Annotated in this window: 15 protein-coding genes; 6 read left to right on the forward strand and 9 right to left on the reverse strand. The window is 65.1% G+C overall.

Annotated features, from left to right (window positions below; translation table 11 throughout):
* Positions 1–14: 14 nt before the first annotated feature.
* From EL249_RS06245 to EL249_RS06255, 3 genes are all read left to right on the forward strand, one after another.
* Entirely contained in the window at positions 15–290 is a 276-nt protein-coding gene (locus EL249_RS06245) for a metal/formaldehyde-sensitive transcriptional repressor (protein WP_005673650.1), read from the forward strand.
* A gap of 206 nt (positions 291–496) precedes the next feature.
* Complete coding sequence (locus EL249_RS06250) at positions 497–1648, forward strand: LysO family transporter (RefSeq protein WP_005673649.1); 1152 nt, start codon at positions 497–499, stop codon at positions 1646–1648.
* 411 nt (positions 1649–2059) lie between these two features.
* Positions 2060–2563, forward strand: a complete 504-nt coding sequence (locus EL249_RS06255; RefSeq protein WP_005673647.1) for a MarR family winged helix-turn-helix transcriptional regulator — start codon at positions 2060–2062, stop codon at positions 2561–2563.
* Between the two features lie 155 nt (positions 2564–2718).
* Here the strand turns inward: EL249_RS06255 and EL249_RS06260 are convergent, their stop codons facing one another.
* The gene (locus EL249_RS06260; RefSeq protein ID WP_005673646.1) at positions 2719–3255 is read right to left on the reverse strand and encodes a transcriptional repressor; all 537 of its coding nucleotides are present in this window, start codon (positions 3253–3255) and stop codon (positions 2719–2721) included.
* A 67-nt stretch (positions 3256–3322) separates the two neighbouring features.
* On the opposite strand from EL249_RS06260, the gene EL249_RS06265 reads away from it, so the two are divergent.
* Complete coding sequence (locus tag EL249_RS06265) at positions 3323–5143, forward strand: DUF294 nucleotidyltransferase-like domain-containing protein (RefSeq protein ID WP_005673645.1); 1821 nt, start codon at positions 3323–3325, stop codon at positions 5141–5143.
* A gap of 59 nt (positions 5144–5202) precedes the next feature.
* Positions 5203–5895, forward strand: a complete 693-nt coding sequence (locus EL249_RS06270; protein WP_005673644.1) for a 3'-5' exonuclease — start codon at positions 5203–5205, stop codon at positions 5893–5895.
* 27 nt (positions 5896–5922) lie between these two features.
* Here the strand turns inward: EL249_RS06270 and EL249_RS06275 are convergent, their stop codons facing one another.
* From EL249_RS06275 to purU, 5 genes are all read right to left on the reverse strand, one after another.
* Positions 5923–6207, reverse strand: coding sequence for a type II toxin-antitoxin system RelE/ParE family toxin (locus tag EL249_RS06275; RefSeq protein WP_005673643.1), 285 nt, complete (start codon positions 6205–6207; stop codon positions 5923–5925).
* Positions 6204–6437 carry a ParD-like family protein gene (locus tag EL249_RS06280; RefSeq protein ID WP_005673642.1) on the reverse strand — a complete coding sequence of 78 codons (234 nt, stop codon included), beginning with the start codon at positions 6435–6437 and terminating at the stop codon, positions 6204–6206. The genes EL249_RS06275 and EL249_RS06280 overlap by 4 nt, the downstream gene beginning before the upstream one ends.
* 237 nt (positions 6438–6674) lie before the next feature.
* A complete protein-coding gene (locus EL249_RS06285; protein ID WP_005673641.1) occupies positions 6675–8408 on the reverse strand; it encodes a cation acetate symporter in 1734 nt (577 codons plus the stop codon).
* Positions 8405–8716, reverse strand: a complete 312-nt coding sequence (locus EL249_RS06290) for a DUF485 domain-containing protein (protein ID WP_005673640.1) — start codon at positions 8714–8716, stop codon at positions 8405–8407. Before EL249_RS06290 ends, EL249_RS06285 begins: the two co-directional genes overlap by 4 nt.
* A 551-nt stretch (positions 8717–9267) precedes the next feature.
* Positions 9268–10125 carry a formyltetrahydrofolate deformylase gene (gene purU, locus EL249_RS06295; RefSeq protein WP_005673639.1) on the reverse strand — a complete coding sequence of 286 codons (858 nt, stop codon included), beginning with the start codon at positions 10123–10125 and terminating at the stop codon, positions 9268–9270.
* A 328-nt stretch (positions 10126–10453) separates the two neighbouring features.
* Here purU and EL249_RS06300 point away from each other — a divergent pair, with 328 nt between their 5' ends.
* Positions 10454–11212 (forward strand): hypothetical protein, encoded by a 759-nt coding sequence (locus EL249_RS06300; protein WP_005673636.1) that lies wholly within the window; start codon positions 10454–10456, stop codon positions 11210–11212.
* Positions 11213–11344: 132 nt separating this feature from the next.
* Here the strand turns inward: EL249_RS06300 and EL249_RS06305 are convergent, their stop codons facing one another.
* From EL249_RS06305 to pgi, 3 genes are all read right to left on the reverse strand, one after another.
* A complete protein-coding gene (locus EL249_RS06305) occupies positions 11345–11647 on the reverse strand; it encodes a helix-turn-helix domain-containing protein (protein WP_005673635.1) in 303 nt (100 codons plus the stop codon).
* Entirely contained in the window at positions 11631–12014 is a 384-nt protein-coding gene (locus EL249_RS06310; protein WP_083799499.1) for a type II toxin-antitoxin system RelE/ParE family toxin, read from the reverse strand. Before EL249_RS06310 ends, EL249_RS06305 begins: the two co-directional genes overlap by 17 nt.
* 389 nt (positions 12015–12403) lie before the next feature.
* Positions 12404–14023: a glucose-6-phosphate isomerase gene (gene pgi / locus EL249_RS06315; RefSeq protein ID WP_050781880.1), complete on the reverse strand. Its 1620-nt coding sequence runs from the start codon at positions 14021–14023 to the stop codon at positions 12404–12406.
* Positions 14024–14065 lie beyond the last annotated feature (42 nt).

Raw genomic sequence — 14065 nt, forward strand, 5'->3', positions numbered from 1 at the left:
CGGTGCACTGATTCATGTCCCACACCATTCGAGACAAGAAGGCCCTGCTGACGCGCGTGCGCCGCATCGCCGGTCAGGCCGCTGCGCTGGAAAAGGCGCTGGAGCAGGAAAGCGAATGCGCGGCCATCCTGCAGCAGATCGCAGCCATTCGCGGGGCGGTCAACGGGCTGATGGGGCAGGTGCTGGAACACCACATCCGCGAGCACCTGGGGGCGACGGACAGCACGCCCCAGCAGCGGCAGCAGGACCTGGAGGTGGTGGTGACGGCGCTGCGCTCGTATCTGAAGTGAGCGGGGGCGCGGCTGCACGTGCCGCCTGGAGGGGAAGGCAGCTCGGGTAGGGCGGGGCTCCACGCGGTACCCGGATCGACGGAGGTTCAAGGAGGACGGCCCGAACAGGGCGGAACGAGGGAGCCAGCTTCTGATCTTTCGTGTTGTCGCCGTGGCTCTTTGGGGATGGCCCTGCCGGGTACTGCGCCGCTCGCTATCATGTCAGGATGAATATCCTGAATGCTCTCTGGCCAATCCTGCTGGCCCTGGCCGCAGGGGTCGTGTTCGGTCGGCTGGCGCCCCAGGCGCTCTGCAGCCGGCTCATCGGCATGATTGCCCCCCTCATCTGGCTGATGCTCTTTCTCATCGGCCACGAGTTTGGCGAGGTGCTGTTCTCGTCGGGGTCGGTGGGGCGCATTCTGGGCATTTCGGCGCTCTTCGCACTGGCCACCACCCTGGTGCCCGGCCTGCTGGTGCTGGCTTCACGGCGCTGGCTGACCCGTTGGCGCCAGCGCCTGTCGGTGCTGAATCCCGCACGTGTCCCGAAAGCGCGGGCAGGCGGGGAGGTCGCGCAGGGTGGGGCGGTGAGCGAGCCTGCCGTACCTGAGAGGCTTTCCGACGACAGGCTTCCCGAGGGAGCGGCCTTGCAGGAAGCGAAAGCTGCCCCCGAGGCCGGGGCACGACCTGGTGCTGAAGGCGGCTCGGGAGCAGACCTTGGGAGCACGGGTGGAGCCGGTCGGCAGCGCGAGCGCCTGTCGCTGGCCCAGCAGCTGAGTCTGGCCTGGCCGCCGCTGCGCGAGGCGCTGATCGCGCTGGGCATGGTGGCGCTGGGGGCCTTGCTCTTTCTGGCGCAGCAACACCTTGGCCTGGAGTCACTGGCTCTGCCGTCCAGCAATGCCTTCCTGCTGCTGATGATCGGCATCATCGGGGCTGATCTGGCCCAGATCCGTCTGAGCCGCCAATGGGTGTCGCCTGCCATGCTGGCGCTGCCCGGGCTGGTGGTCGTGGGGTCGATGCTGGGCGGTGGGCTGGTGGCGTGGCTGGCCGATGTGCCCCTGAAGGCGGGGCTGGCGCTGTCCAGCGGCTACGGCTGGTTCTCGCTGTCCAGCGTGATGGTGGCCGAGGCGCTGGGCAAGGCCTACGGCACCATGGCCCTGAGCATCGATCTGCTGCGCGAGCTGCTGGCGTTCGTCATCCTGTACGCGGTGGGCCGCTGGTGGCCGGTGGTGGGGCTGGCCGCTGCCGGTGCAACGGCCATGGATTCGTCCCTGCCCATCATCAAGCAGGTCTGTTCACCGTCCGTCATCCCGATGGCCATGGTCAGCGGCTTTCTGCTGACGCTGCTGGCGCCGTTCATGATGAGCCTGTTCCTTGCCTGACGGAAGGGGCGTAGCCCGGAGTTTCCCGGGTAGGGGCTTCCCTGGGCACCTCCTGTCCGGGTCAGGGGCCCCCGCAGCCAGGAAGGCGGATGCTTGCCGGGTCAGGTGTCCTGGGTCGGGTATGTCCGGGCCAGCTCCCCTGTGCCTGCCACACCCCAGGTGGTCTTGATACATGCGAGTGACATGAATTCACATTATCGATACAAAGGCCTGGTGCTGGAAAGTCCGGTGACGGAATCGCACTGGATATGACGGCGGCTCATGATCCACATCGGTCGGACATTGTCCTGATGGTGTAGGATGGAAGCAGATGGCGTGTGGCTTGGCGGCTGCCATCCAGAATAATCCGGATGCGGACGAGGCGTGACGCCGTCCGTATGGTCAATGACCAAACCGAAGCAAGAAGAGACCATGGAAATCGATCTTGACCCCAAATATCAGGCCCTTCTGGAAGAAGCGGAACGTCAGGATCTTGCCGATCAGGACAGCATGCGCGTCTGTGCGCAGACGCTGACGCTGGCGGCAATGATCGATCGGCGTCGCGCGGCGGCGCTGGCTCCCCAGGGGCTGTCGGAAGGGCGCTTCATCCTGCTGTTCCTGCTGGAAGGCCACAAGAGCGGCCTGCCGCCGCACGTGCTGGCCGATCAGGCCGGGGTGGCGCGCGCCACCATCACCGGGCTGGTCGATGGCATGGTGCGCGACGGGCTGGTGGAGCGGCACGGCAACCCGGATGACCGCCGTTCCAACCTGGTGGTGCTCACCCGCAAGGGACGCACGCTGAGCAAGCGCGTCTTCCCGGGGCAGGCCGAGGCGCTGGCCGAAGCTTTTGCCTCGCTGTCGGCCAACGACCGTCGCCAGCTCTCGCGTCTGCTGGCCAAGGTGTCGGCGAACCTGGTCGAGGACGAGGACGCCTGACCCGCCCGGCATGAGGACGCCCGTCCTGCCTGCTGCCCTGGCGGCAGGCGGAACGGGCGTTGGCGGGTGATTTTTGTGTCGCCGCGGAAGCCTGGAAGCATCGCGGCATGAAGCATGGGGGTTTTCCGGGATTCATCCCGGGGCGCGCATGCTGTTCAATGAGGGCTGGCCAGACACTGGCGACAGTTGCCCTTGATCTCCAGACCGTGGGCCTGGAAGCCATTGAGTGCGTGGATGTGTGCCAGTGAGGCCTGCAGGGTTTCATGCACCTCGGGGTCGCAGATCTCCTTGGCCTGTCCGCACCGCTCGCAGATCAGCATCACGGGGGCGCCGTGCTCGTGGTGATCATGGTGGCCGTGCTCGCAGACGATGAAGCTACTGGTGGCGTCCACCTTGTGCACCAGACCGGATGCCACCAGGAAGTCCAGGGTGCGGTAGATGCTCATGGGCGCAATGCCGGGCTTGATGCTCTGCAGGTTGGAGAGCAGGTCGTAGGCCTTGATGCCGCCCGGATGCTGGCGCAGGTGCAGCAGGACCTCGATGCGCAGGGGCGTGAGGCGGCTGCCGCTTTGCTGGCAATGGCGTCGCGCCTCGGCAATGAAGACCTGTTCCTCGGGCGCGTGGGCCAGTTCTGCCGCTTTGGGCTGGTCCGGTCGGCCGGAGAGGGCGGCAGTGTGCTTGGCAGGAGGCATCGCGCTGCAGAAAGGGAAAGACTCGATGCTTTCAGTTTACCTTGATTTTTGACAATGAAGGGGTGCCATGCCGAATGCCTTCAATTTCTCGGTCTCGCCCTTCGACTGCCTGGACGCCTCGGAGCAGCGGCTGGTCCGTGACCAGGTGAACGTGGCCTACTTCCGGCCTGGTGAAGTGCTGCTGGATGCCGGTGATGTGCCGCAGCACCTGTTCGTGCTGATCAAGGGCTATGTGCAGCAGTTCGATGGAAGCGAGCTGCTGGCCACCTATGGGCCGGACGACAGCTTTGATGGACGGGCGCTGGTGGCCGGGCGTGCCGGCAGCCGTTTCGTGGCGGTGGACGAGGTGCTGGCCTACGAGCTGTCCCACGAGGCGGTGAATGCGCTGATTGCGTCCAACGACACCTTCAGTGCGCTGCTGTTCTCGGCACTCGGACAGAAGGTGCAGGCGGTTGCTGGTCGCAACGCCGAACGGGAGATGCAGTCGCTGCACATGGCCCGTGTGGACGAGGCGCTGCTGAGCCCACCCCATGCCGTGCCGGCCGATATGGACATCGTTTCGGTGGTTCGGCTGTTTCAGGCGGAAAAGACCAGCAACGTGCTGGTGCGTGACGATGTCGCACAGCCGCCACGATGGGGGATCTTCACCACCAGCGGGTTGCAGCGGGCCATTCTGGATGGCCGTCCGCTGGACAGGCTGCCGGTGGGCGAGCTGGCCAGCTGGGAGCTGATCACGGTGCGTCCCGATGATCAGGTGGGTGAGGCGCTGGTGCTGATGCAGCGCCATGGCGTTCACCGGGTGGTGGTGCAGGATGACGGAAAGATTCTGGGGTTGCTGGAATCACTGGACCTGTTTGGTTTCCTGTCGAATCATTCCATGCTGATCGATCGGCGCTTGCGGGCTGCCACCGATCTGGATGCGCTGGCACGAGCTGCAGCGCAGATGAACGACATGATTCGCCGGCAGTATCGGGGCGGTACGCGGGTGGCGCTGCTGGCACGGCTGGTGCAGGATCTGAACGGCCGTCTCTTCGAGCAGGCCTGGCAATTGATTGCCCCGCCGGAGCTGGTGCAGAACAGCTGTCTGCTGGTGATGGGCAGCGAAGGACGCGGTGAACAGCTTCTGAAGACCGACCAGGACAACGCGTTGCTGTTGCGAGACGGCTATGTGCCCCCGGACGACCTGCCCGCGATCTGCGCACGTTTTTCGGAGGCATTGGCGCGTTTCGGCTATCCGCCCTGTCCGGGCAATGTGATGCTGAGCAATGCCACCTGGCGTGGCACGGTGCAGGATTTTGCGCGACGTGTGCGGAAATGGTTGGTGCTGCCGGAGGCCGACAGCCTGATCAATCTGGCGGTCTTCATGGATGCGCACGCCGTGTGCGGCGACGCGGAACTTCTGGCGTCGCTGCGCCGGCAGGTGTTTGGCATGCTGGCCGACGATGATGCCATGATGTCGCGCTTTGCCGCCGTGGTGGACGCCTTCGGAGACGGCACGCGCTGGTGGCGCCGGATGCTGGGGGGCGGCGAGGCCAATCTGAACGTGAAGAAGGCGGGGATGTTCCCGCTGGTGCATGGGGTGCGCAGCATGGCGCTGGCCGAGCGCATCGACGCCACCAGCACCGAGGCCCGCATCCGGGCGCTGCACGAAGCCGGTGCGCTGGATGCCGAGACGGCCCAGGAGCTGACGGAGAGCCTGCATTTCTTCATGGGTCTGCGGCTGAAGGCCGGTCTGGACGAGATGGACCGGGGGCAGCCCGTGAGCGGCAAGGTGGATCTGGCCGGCCTGACGCCGCTGGAGCGCGACCTGCTGAAGGATGCGCTGGCCGCGGTGCGACGCTTTCGTGCCCAGCTGCGGCTGCGCTTCCGGCTGGGGGCCGTGTCGTGATGCACGCCACATTGTGACGGGAGCGGTGTCATGGATGGAAGCCTCGGGGAGACGACATCATGAGCGGTCGCAGTGTGGTGCAGACGCTGCCGGCCTGGTTGCAGCGGCGTCTGTTTGAGTGGCGGCGCGACTGGCAGCGCCGGCATCTGAAGGACCCGCGCTGGGCCTTCCTGTTCGAGCCGCCGCCGCCCGATGAATGGGTGGCACTGGACTGCGAGACCACCGGCCTGAACGTGCGGCAGGACGAGATCATCGCCATCGGGGCGACGCGGATCGTGGGGCGTCGCCTCATGACGCGCGAACGGCTGGAGCTGCTGGTGCGCCCGGAGCGCGAGGTGAGTCCCGACAGTGTGGCGGTGCATCGCCTGCGAGCCCAGGATGTGGCCGATGGGCTGCCGCTGTGTGAGGCCATGGAACGACTGCTGATGTTCATCGGCAGCCGGCCGCTGGTGGGCTATTACCTGGAGTTCGACGTGGCGATGATCGACCGGGCGCTGAAGCGCTGCTTCGGCCTGACGCTGCCGCAGCGGAAGATCGAGGTGTCGGCGATGTACTACGACTGGCGCTTCCGTCAATTGCCGCCTTATCAGCAGCACGACAACGCCGATATCGACCTGCGCTTTGCCACCATCCTGCAGACGCTGGATCTGCCGATGCGCGATGCCCACGATGCGCTGAACGACGCCGTGATGGCGGCGCTGGCCTTCATCCGGCTGCGGGAGTTGCGGGGGGAGGCGGAGGCTGCGTCCTGAATGGAAGCAGCCTTTGCCTGATGGAGGTCAGCCCCGCTTGAGATCCCGATAGAAATTCTCGTGCGGGCCCACGGCTTCCAGATAGATCAGTCGTATGCCGTCATCGACGGTGTAGCCCAGCAGATAGAGCTGGTTCTGGCTGCGGAACTTGTAGACGAAGAGGTCGGACAGGTCGCCTTTCCTGCGTTCCCCCAGCTGTGGATTGTCAGCCACGGCCAGGGCGGCGGCATCGACATCGCTGGCCACGTTGTCGTGAAGCTTCTTGTAGGTGCGGGCAAAGCGCCGGGTCTGGCGCAGGGCGTAGGCGCTCATGGGCGCTGGCTGCGGGGCACGAACGGAGTCGTGTCCTCGCGGGCCTCATCCATCGAGGCCAGGGATTCGGCAATGAAGGTGACGGGCAGGTCGGGGTTGTCGAGAGCAGCACGACCCACCCGTGCCCAGTATTCGACCTGACCACTGATGGTGCGGTGCTCGGCACGGGCATCGTTGCGAGCCTGGTCGTACAGCTGGCGGTCGATACGGATGGCGATGGAGGCGGTCATGGTTGAGGCAGGCTATGAAAGGCAGTTTTACTACAATTGTAGTATTGCGAAAGAGGGCGTCAAGGGAGAGCGAACAGAAAGCCCGCCGGGCGCGATGGCCGGGCGGGCTGGGTGATGGTGGGCAGGCTGGATAGGGGGCCGTCAGGTGATGGTGCGGTGATCTGTCCATGGCCTGGGCCGTGAGGCCCCGGGCCGGGGATCGGACCCGTACCCGGGGATGGCCTGCGGGGTGGTGCCTCAGTGTGCCGAGGCTTTGGCGGCGCCGTAGCCGGTCTCGGAGCGGACCTGCTGGGCCTCGAAGGCGTCACGTTCCTGTGCAGCGGTGGCGCTGTTGTCGAGCAGCGAGAACAGCCAGACCCCCAGGAAGCCGACGATCATCGAGAAGACTGCCGGCGAGGTGTAGGGGAAGGGCGCGCTGCCCACGGGGTTGCCGAAGGTGGCTTCCCAGACCGACGGCGACAGGATGGTGAGCAGTACCGAGGCGATGAGGCCCAGGAAGCCACCGATGACGGCGCCGCGAGTGGTGGTGCCCTTCCAGAACACCGACAGGAACAGGACCGGGAAGTTGGCCGAGGCTGCCACGGCAAAGGCCAGCGACACCATGAAGGCCACGTTCTGCTTCTCGAACAGGATGCCCAGCAGCACGGCGATGACGCCAAGCACCAGGGTGGTGATGCGCGAGACACGCAGTTCGGAGGCGCTGTCGGCCTTGCCCTGCTTGATGACGGTGGCGTAGAGGTCGTGCGAGACGGCCGAGGCGCCCGACAGGGTGAGGCCGGCAACGACGGCCAGGATGGTGGCGAAGGCCACGGCCGAGATGAAGCCGTAGAACAGGTTGCCACCCACGGACTTGGCCAGCAGCACGGCGGCCATGTTGGCGGTGCCGGCACCCCCGTGGATGACGCCGGTGGCGGTGTTGGCGAACTCGGGGTTGGTGAGCACGATGGTGATGGCACCGAAGCCGATGATGAAGATCAGCAGGTAGAAGTAGCCGATCCAGGTCGTGGCCCAGAACACCGACTTGCGGGCTTCACGGGCATCGGGCACGGTGAAGAAGCGCATCAGGATGTGGGGCAGGCCGGCGGTACCGAACATCAGCGCCATGCCGAAGGACAGGGCGGAGATGGGATCCTTGATGAAGCCGCCGGGGCTCATCAGGGCCAGTCCGTGCTGGTGGGCTTCTTCAGGGCTGGCACCGCCCTGGGCCGCGATGTTGGCCTTGACGCGCACGGCATCGGCAAACAGCGCTTCCAGGCTGAAGCCATAGTGCTTCATGACCATGAAGCCCATGAAGGAGACGCCGAAGAGCAGCAGCACGGCCTTGATGATCTGCACCCAGGTGGTGGCCGTCATGCCGCCGAAGAGCACGTAGACCATCATCAGCACGCCGACGATGACGACGGCGACCCAGTAGTCGAGTCCGAAGAGCAGCTTGATGAGCTGGCCTGCACCGACCATCTGGGCGATGAGGTAGAAGGCGACGGTCACGAGCGTGCCGGCAGCGGCAAACATCCGGATGGGCTTCTGCTGGAAGCGGTAGCCGGCCACGTCGGCAAAGGTGAACTTGCCGAGGTTGCGCAGGCGTTCGGCCAGCAGGAAGGTGAGGATGGGCCAGCCGACCAGGAAGCCGAGCGCGTAGAGCAGGCCATCATAGCCGCTGGCCATGACGGCTGCGGAGATGCCCAGGAAGGAGGCCGCGGACATGAAGTCGCCGGCAATGGCCAGGCCGTTCTGGAAGCCGGTGATGCCGCCACCGGCGGTGTAGAAGTCGGCGGCGGAACGGGTGCGTCCGGCGGCCCACTTGGTGATCCAGAGCGTGGCGCCCACGAAGGCGGTGAACAGGATGATGGCCGTCCAGTTGGTGGCCTGACGGGTGACTTCGCCGACGTCGACGCCGGCGGCATGGGCTGGGGCGGCTATCAGGCCGAAGGCGGCCAGGGCGGCGCCGAAGGCAAGGGCTTGGCGGTTCATTGCGTGGTCTCCTTCAGGATGTCGCGGGTCATGGCGTCGTAGCGGCTGTTGGCACGGTGGACGTAGAAGCCGGTGATGAGGACGGTGAAGATGATCACGCCCAGGGCGATGGGGATGCCGATGGTGGTGACGCCGTCAGCGCTGAGCGGTTGGGCCAGGAACTGGCGGTCGAAGGCAATCAGTCCGATGAAGCCGTAGAAGACGATCAGCATCAGGATGGTGAGTGTCCATCCGAGGCGGCTGCGCTCCGTCTTCAGGCGCGGGTACTGGGGGTGTTGCCGGATTCGTTCGACGATGGGATCGGCCATGGTTGTCTCCTTGTGGTTGCCCCACCCTTGCCGGCCGCTCTGGGGCGTTCATGGGGCGAGGGCGCGGAAGGAGACTTTGCGGGGAGTGCCTGCTTTTCGCAAGGTGGGAAAGTACCCATGGGGTTTGTACGGAATCCCGTGGGTTTCGGGGGAGAAGGGCCTCTGATGAAGGGGAGAGTGCCTTCGATGGAGAGCGCCCCGGGAGCCGGGTGCCTTTCTCTGTTGGCGAGAAGTGCCTTCGATGAAGCACGCCCGGGAAGCGGGTACCTTCCTCGGCTCATGCTGTCCGCTTACGCTTCCAGAAATCGCCTGTGGAGGCACCCGCTTCCCGGGCTTTCAGAAGGTGATGGCTGTGCCTTGGTTGGAGGAGGTGCCTTCGATGGGGAGCGCCCTTTGAGCCAAGTGCCTTCCTCTGTTGGCGAGAAGTGCCTTCGATGAAGTACGCCCCGGGAGCCGGGTACCTTCCTCGGCTCATGCTGTCCGCTTGCGCTCCCAGAAATCGCCTGTGGAGGTACCCGGTTCCCGGGGCTTTCAGAAGGAGGGGGGCCAGGTCAGCGGAACACGACGGTCTTGTGGCCGTTCAGCATGATGCGGTGTTCGGCGTGCCATTTGACGGCGCGGGCGAGCACGACGTTCTCGACGTCGCCGCCCAGGGCGGTGAGGGTGTCGACGGTCATGGTGTGGTCGACGCGTTCGACGTCCTGTTCGATGATGGGGCCTTCGTCGAGTTCGGCGGTGACGTAGTGGGCGGTGGCGCCGATGATCTTCACGCCGCGGTCATGGGCCTGGTAGTAGGGGCGGGCACCCTTGAAGCTGGGCAGGAAGGAGTGGTGGATGTTGATGGCACGGCCCTGGAGCTGGCGGCAGAGGTTGTCGGAGAGGATCTGCATGTAGCGCGCGAGGACAACCAGTTCGGCGCCGGATGATTCGATGATTTCCAGTTGTCGGGCTTCGGCGGCTTCGCGGGTGGCGGCGCTGACGGGGACGTGGTGGAAGGGGATGCCCTGGGCTTCGACCTGGGGACGGAAGTCTTCGTGGTTGGAGATGATGGCGCGGATGTCGATGGGCAGCATGCCGGCGCGAGTCCGGAAGAGCAGGTCGTTGAGGCAGTGGCCCAGTTTCGAGACGAGGATGACGGTGGGCATGCGCCGGCCGTTCTCGGCCAGGTTCCAGCGCAGCGAGAGGTCGCTGGCGGCGGCCTGCAGGGCATCGCGCAGGGTGGTGGGGGCGGCGGGGCTGGTGAACTGCACCCGCATGAAGAAGAGGCCGGTGTCGGGGTCGTTGTACTGGGCGGCTTCGGTGATGTTGCCGCCGTGCACGAGCAGCAGGCCGGTGATGGTGTGAACGATGCCGGCGCGGTCAGGGCAGGCGAGGGTGAGGATGTACTCGGGGCGTGTTGTGGTGTTCACGGTGAGGGAGCGAAGCGGAAAAGGTGTGGGGTCAGGGATGCTGCGCCGATGCGGTACGCCGGAGACTGCTCGTGGCGGCCATGCGGCGAACGCGGTACATGCTGCACATGCGGTACATGCGGTACATGCGGTACATGCGGTACATGCGGCATGGCGCGGCGCGCGGCATTTTCCGGTCGATCTTAGCACCGGCGTTCCATCGGCTCCGGACGACGGATGTCGGACTGTCACCCTGCCGTGGCGCCATGGGCTAATATCAGGGGTGTGATGGGGCGTTTTGTATGAGGCCCTTTCTGGAATATGACGTTATTTGTCAGGAGATGACACAATGTATTCTGGTTTTACGCGCAAGATGACGGCTGCTCGTGTGGCGGTTGCTCTGGCGGCAGTCGGCGGCTGCGGGCTGGCCGCTGCGCCGGCCATGGCGGCAAGTGACTACGCCAACACGCTGCAGGCGCTGCAGCAACAGGAGTTCCGCGAGCTGTCCAAGGAACTGGGCGGTGCCGTGGCCTTCAAGGGGGTGGTTCCGGCGGAAGGGCTGGGCGTGCTGGGTTTCGACATCAGCGCCTCGGCCACGGGCTTCAAGCTGAAGGACCGTTCGCTGTGGAGCCGGGCCTCCAATGGGTCGAAGGTTGACCAGTACGTGGCCATGGGCGGCATCCGGGCTCACAAGGGTCTGCCCAACAACATCGACCTGGATGCGTTCTACAACAAGGCGACGAACAACATCGGCGTCTGGGGTGCTGGTGTGCGCTGGGCCTTCATCGAGGGCAGCACCGTGATGCCGGCGGTGGCCATCCGGGGTTCGTACTCGGCGCTGTCGGGCGTGGACCAGCTGAAGATGAACACGACCGGTGTGGACCTGTCGATCTCGAAAGGCATCCTGATGTTCACGCCGTATGCGGGCGTGGGCAAGGTGTGGGTGCGCAGCACGCCGAAGGACGTGCCGGGGCTGAAGCGCGAGTCCTTCTCGCTGAACCGTGCGTTTGCCGGCGTCAACATCAACCTGGGCATCAACCTGGCTGCTGAGGTGGATCGCACGGGCGACACGACCAGCTACAGCGTGAAGGCCGGGATCCGGTTCTGATCGGCTGAAGGTTGATCGCTGATCGTTGCTGAAGCATGGGCCCCTGTTTGGGGCCCATGGTCATTATGGGGGCCAAGTTCATGCCCGGGAGCAGGCGGATCCCTTGGGGGATGCCTTCCGTTGATGGAAATGTCAGATGATGGCCTGCAAGCCTTTGTCGGCGATGATGTTCAGAAGCTTGAGTGCTGGGCCTGTAGGGTGGGTTTCGCCCTGTTCCCATTTGCGTATGGTTGATGCGGATGTGTGCAGGTGAAGTGCAAACACGGGTTGGCTGAACCTGAGACTTTCACGCAGACGCTTGATGTCGGCGGCCTGGAAGTCCCTTACTGGAGGGGGGCAGATCGCATCGAACTCACGCATTGTCACCTTGTCGATGGCTCCGGCTTGGTGAAGCGTTTCGAGATCCTCGCGCAGCGATTCAATGATCTTGCTCACAATGTACCTCTATCAAAACACCCGATTGCAACGCCTTGGATAAGGCCATGGGGGGCAGTTCCAGAAATGTTATGCCGGCGAACTGCAACGCCTTCCTCTCGTCCTGCGTGATGTTCGCCCTATCGTTCTTGGCGAATCCATGCAGGAATACATAACGGTTACCGAGTCGAGCAGATAGCAGTGTTCGGTATCCTCCGCTCTTGCCTGAGCCTGAACGAGCAACTCGTTTCTTGTAGAGGAAACCTCCCAAGTCTGCGTCGATCAGCCCCTTTTCCATTTCTTTGACTGCTTTGCATAGTGCTGTGTCCGTCAGGTGCTCCTTGGCTTGCCAGCGTGCAAAGTCCTTTCGTTTGAGGATGTTCGCCACCTTGATCTCTTGGTAGAAATGTACCCGAAACGGGTATGGTATTCAAGGCGAAGCCGTCATGACACAGTCGGTTGGATTAGGTTGAGTAGCGCTTGTAACCGACGGTCTTACCAGGATAGCAGTCTGGTTTGACCGCAACACCCCGGAGTGGGGTGCCTCCACAGGAGCTCTGGAAGCGCAAGCGGGCAACATGAGCCGAGGAGGGTACCCGGCTCACGGGGCGCTCTACATCGGAGGCCCGGAAACCCGCTTGGGGGCTGAGAACGCGATGGAAGATTGGAGCTGGTGGAAGTGTCTCCAGTAAGGCCGCAGCAAGGGGGGCCAGCAAAAAGCGCCCATGACGGGCGCTTTTTTTGAGTGCGCCCGAAGGGCGCACGGTTCACGCTGCGTCAGCCGCGGAAGTAGCCGAGCAGGGCCCGGGTGGACGGGTCCAGCGCGCTGGCGTCGCCACCGGCCAGGGCGGATTCGACCGACTTGGCCATCACCTTGCCGTATTCGACGCCGAACTGGTCGAAGGCGTTGATGCCCAGGATCACGCTGGCCACGAAGGTGGCGTGCTCATAGGCGGCCAGCAGGGCGCCGACGGAGCGGGCGTCGATGGCGGGCAGCAGAATGAGCGTGCTGGGCCGGTTGCCCGGGAAGGCCTTGTGCCAGTCTTCGCCACTGGCTTCGTCGGGCAGCGGTTTGCCCAGGGCCAGTGCGGCGCTCTGGGCCAGGCAGTTGGCCACGAGGATCTGGTGGCGCTGGTCATCCGGGCCGCCCAGGGTGGCAGGATCTGCCTTGCGGGCGATGATGAAGTCCACCGGCACGGTGTCGGGGCCCTGGTGCAGCTGCTGGAAGAAGGAGTGCTGGGCGTTGGTGCCCGAGACGCCCCAGATGACCGGGCTGCTGAGCAGGCCGAGGTGGCTGCCGTTGACGCGGGCGGATTTGCCGTTGCTCTCCATGATGAGCTGCTGCAGGTAGTTGGGCAGCAGGCGCAGCCGTTCGCTGTAGGGGATGATGGCCTGGCTGGTGCAGTCCAGGATGTCGCGGTTCCAGATGCTGATGAGGCCGAGCCAGACGGGCAGGTTGCTCTTGAACGGGGCGCTCTGGAAGTGCTCGTCCATGGCGCGGGCGCCGTCCAGCAGCTGCTCGAAGACTTCGGGGCCACAGGCAATGGCGATGGAGACGCCGGCGGCGGACCACAGCGAGTAACGGCCGCCCACCCAGTCCCAGAAGCGCAGGATCTGCGTGGCGGGCACGCCGTAGCGTTCGGCGGCTTCGGGGTGGGCGGTGACGCCGATGAACTGTCGCAGGGCGGCCTCGCGCGGGATGCCGGCGTGGATGAGCCAGTGCAGGGCGGCTTCGGCGTTGGCCAGGGTCTCGCGGGTGGTGAAGGTCTTGGAGACGACCAGGAAGGCGGTGGTGGCGGGGTCGAGGCCGACGAGGTTGCGGGCCAGGTCGGCCGGGTCGACGTTGGCCACGAAACGCACGTCGGGGCCGCCCGGCTGGGCCAGGGCGTCGCAGACCAGGCGTGGGCCCAGGTCGGAGCCGCCGATGCCGATGCAGACGAGGGTGGTGAGCGGCTGGCCACTGTGGCCGCGCAGTTCACCCTGACGGAAGCGGCGGGCCAGGTCGACGATGCGCTGGCGTTCGGCGCGGGCCAGCTGGGCCGCGTTGGGGTCGCCTTCGAGGCCGCGCAGGGCGGTGTGCAGCACCTGCCGCCCCTCGGTGGGGTTGGCAATGCCGCCGCTGAGCATGTACTGGCGTGCTTCGGGCAGGCGGGCGCTGTTGGCCACGCCGATCAGGGCGTCGATGACGGCGTCGTCGATGCGCTGCTTGCTGAAGTCGGCGATGAGGCCGGCGGCTTCGAGGCGCAGCTGGGCAGGGCGGCCAGGGTTTTCGAGCAGGGTTCGCAGGGGCGTCTCTTCAAGGCGTCGTCCCTCGCGTTGCAGGATGCGCCACGCGGCCCTGCGAGCCCCGGTGTTGGGGGCTGAGCGGGGGGATGGCGTCTTTTGCGTAGTGTCCATGACGAAAACCTCCAGGCAAGGCATGCACTTGAATTCAGGATG

It is taken from the genome of Lautropia mirabilis (genome assembly GCF_900637555.1).
In the GTDB taxonomy this organism is placed as follows: domain Bacteria; phylum Pseudomonadota; class Gammaproteobacteria; order Burkholderiales; family Burkholderiaceae_E; genus Lautropia; species Lautropia mirabilis.

Excerpts from the sequence above, each read along its gene's own strand:
- EL249_RS06285 (WP_005673641.1), bottom strand. The coding sequence starts at position 8,408 with ATGAACCGCCAAGCCCTTGCCTTCGGCGCCGCCCTGGCCGCCTTCGGC.
- EL249_RS06290 (WP_005673640.1), bottom strand. The coding sequence starts at position 8,716 with ATGGCCGATCCCATCGTCGAACGAATCCGGCAACACCCCCAGTACCCG.
- EL249_RS06265 (WP_005673645.1), top strand. The coding sequence starts at position 3,323 with ATGCCGAATGCCTTCAATTTCTCGGTCTCGCCCTTCGACTGCCTGGAC.
- EL249_RS06275 (WP_005673643.1), bottom strand. The coding sequence starts at position 6,207 with ATGAGCGCCTACGCCCTGCGCCAGACCCGGCGCTTTGCCCGCACCTAC.
- EL249_RS06280 (WP_005673642.1), bottom strand. The coding sequence starts at position 6,437 with ATGACCGCCTCCATCGCCATCCGTATCGACCGCCAGCTGTACGACCAG.
- EL249_RS06300 (WP_005673636.1), top strand. The coding sequence starts at position 10,454 with ATGTATTCTGGTTTTACGCGCAAGATGACGGCTGCTCGTGTGGCGGTT.
- EL249_RS06255 (WP_005673647.1), top strand. The coding sequence starts at position 2,060 with ATGGAAATCGATCTTGACCCCAAATATCAGGCCCTTCTGGAAGAAGCG.
- EL249_RS06245 (WP_005673650.1), top strand. The coding sequence starts at position 15 with ATGTCCCACACCATTCGAGACAAGAAGGCCCTGCTGACGCGCGTGCGC.
- pgi (WP_050781880.1), bottom strand. The coding sequence starts at position 14,023 with ATGGACACTACGCAAAAGACGCCATCCCCCCGCTCAGCCCCCAACACC.
- EL249_RS06270 (WP_005673644.1), top strand. The coding sequence starts at position 5,203 with ATGAGCGGTCGCAGTGTGGTGCAGACGCTGCCGGCCTGGTTGCAGCGG.
- EL249_RS06260 (WP_005673646.1), bottom strand. The coding sequence starts at position 3,255 with ATGCCTCCTGCCAAGCACACTGCCGCCCTCTCCGGCCGACCGGACCAG.
- EL249_RS06250 (WP_005673649.1), top strand. The coding sequence starts at position 497 with ATGAATATCCTGAATGCTCTCTGGCCAATCCTGCTGGCCCTGGCCGCA.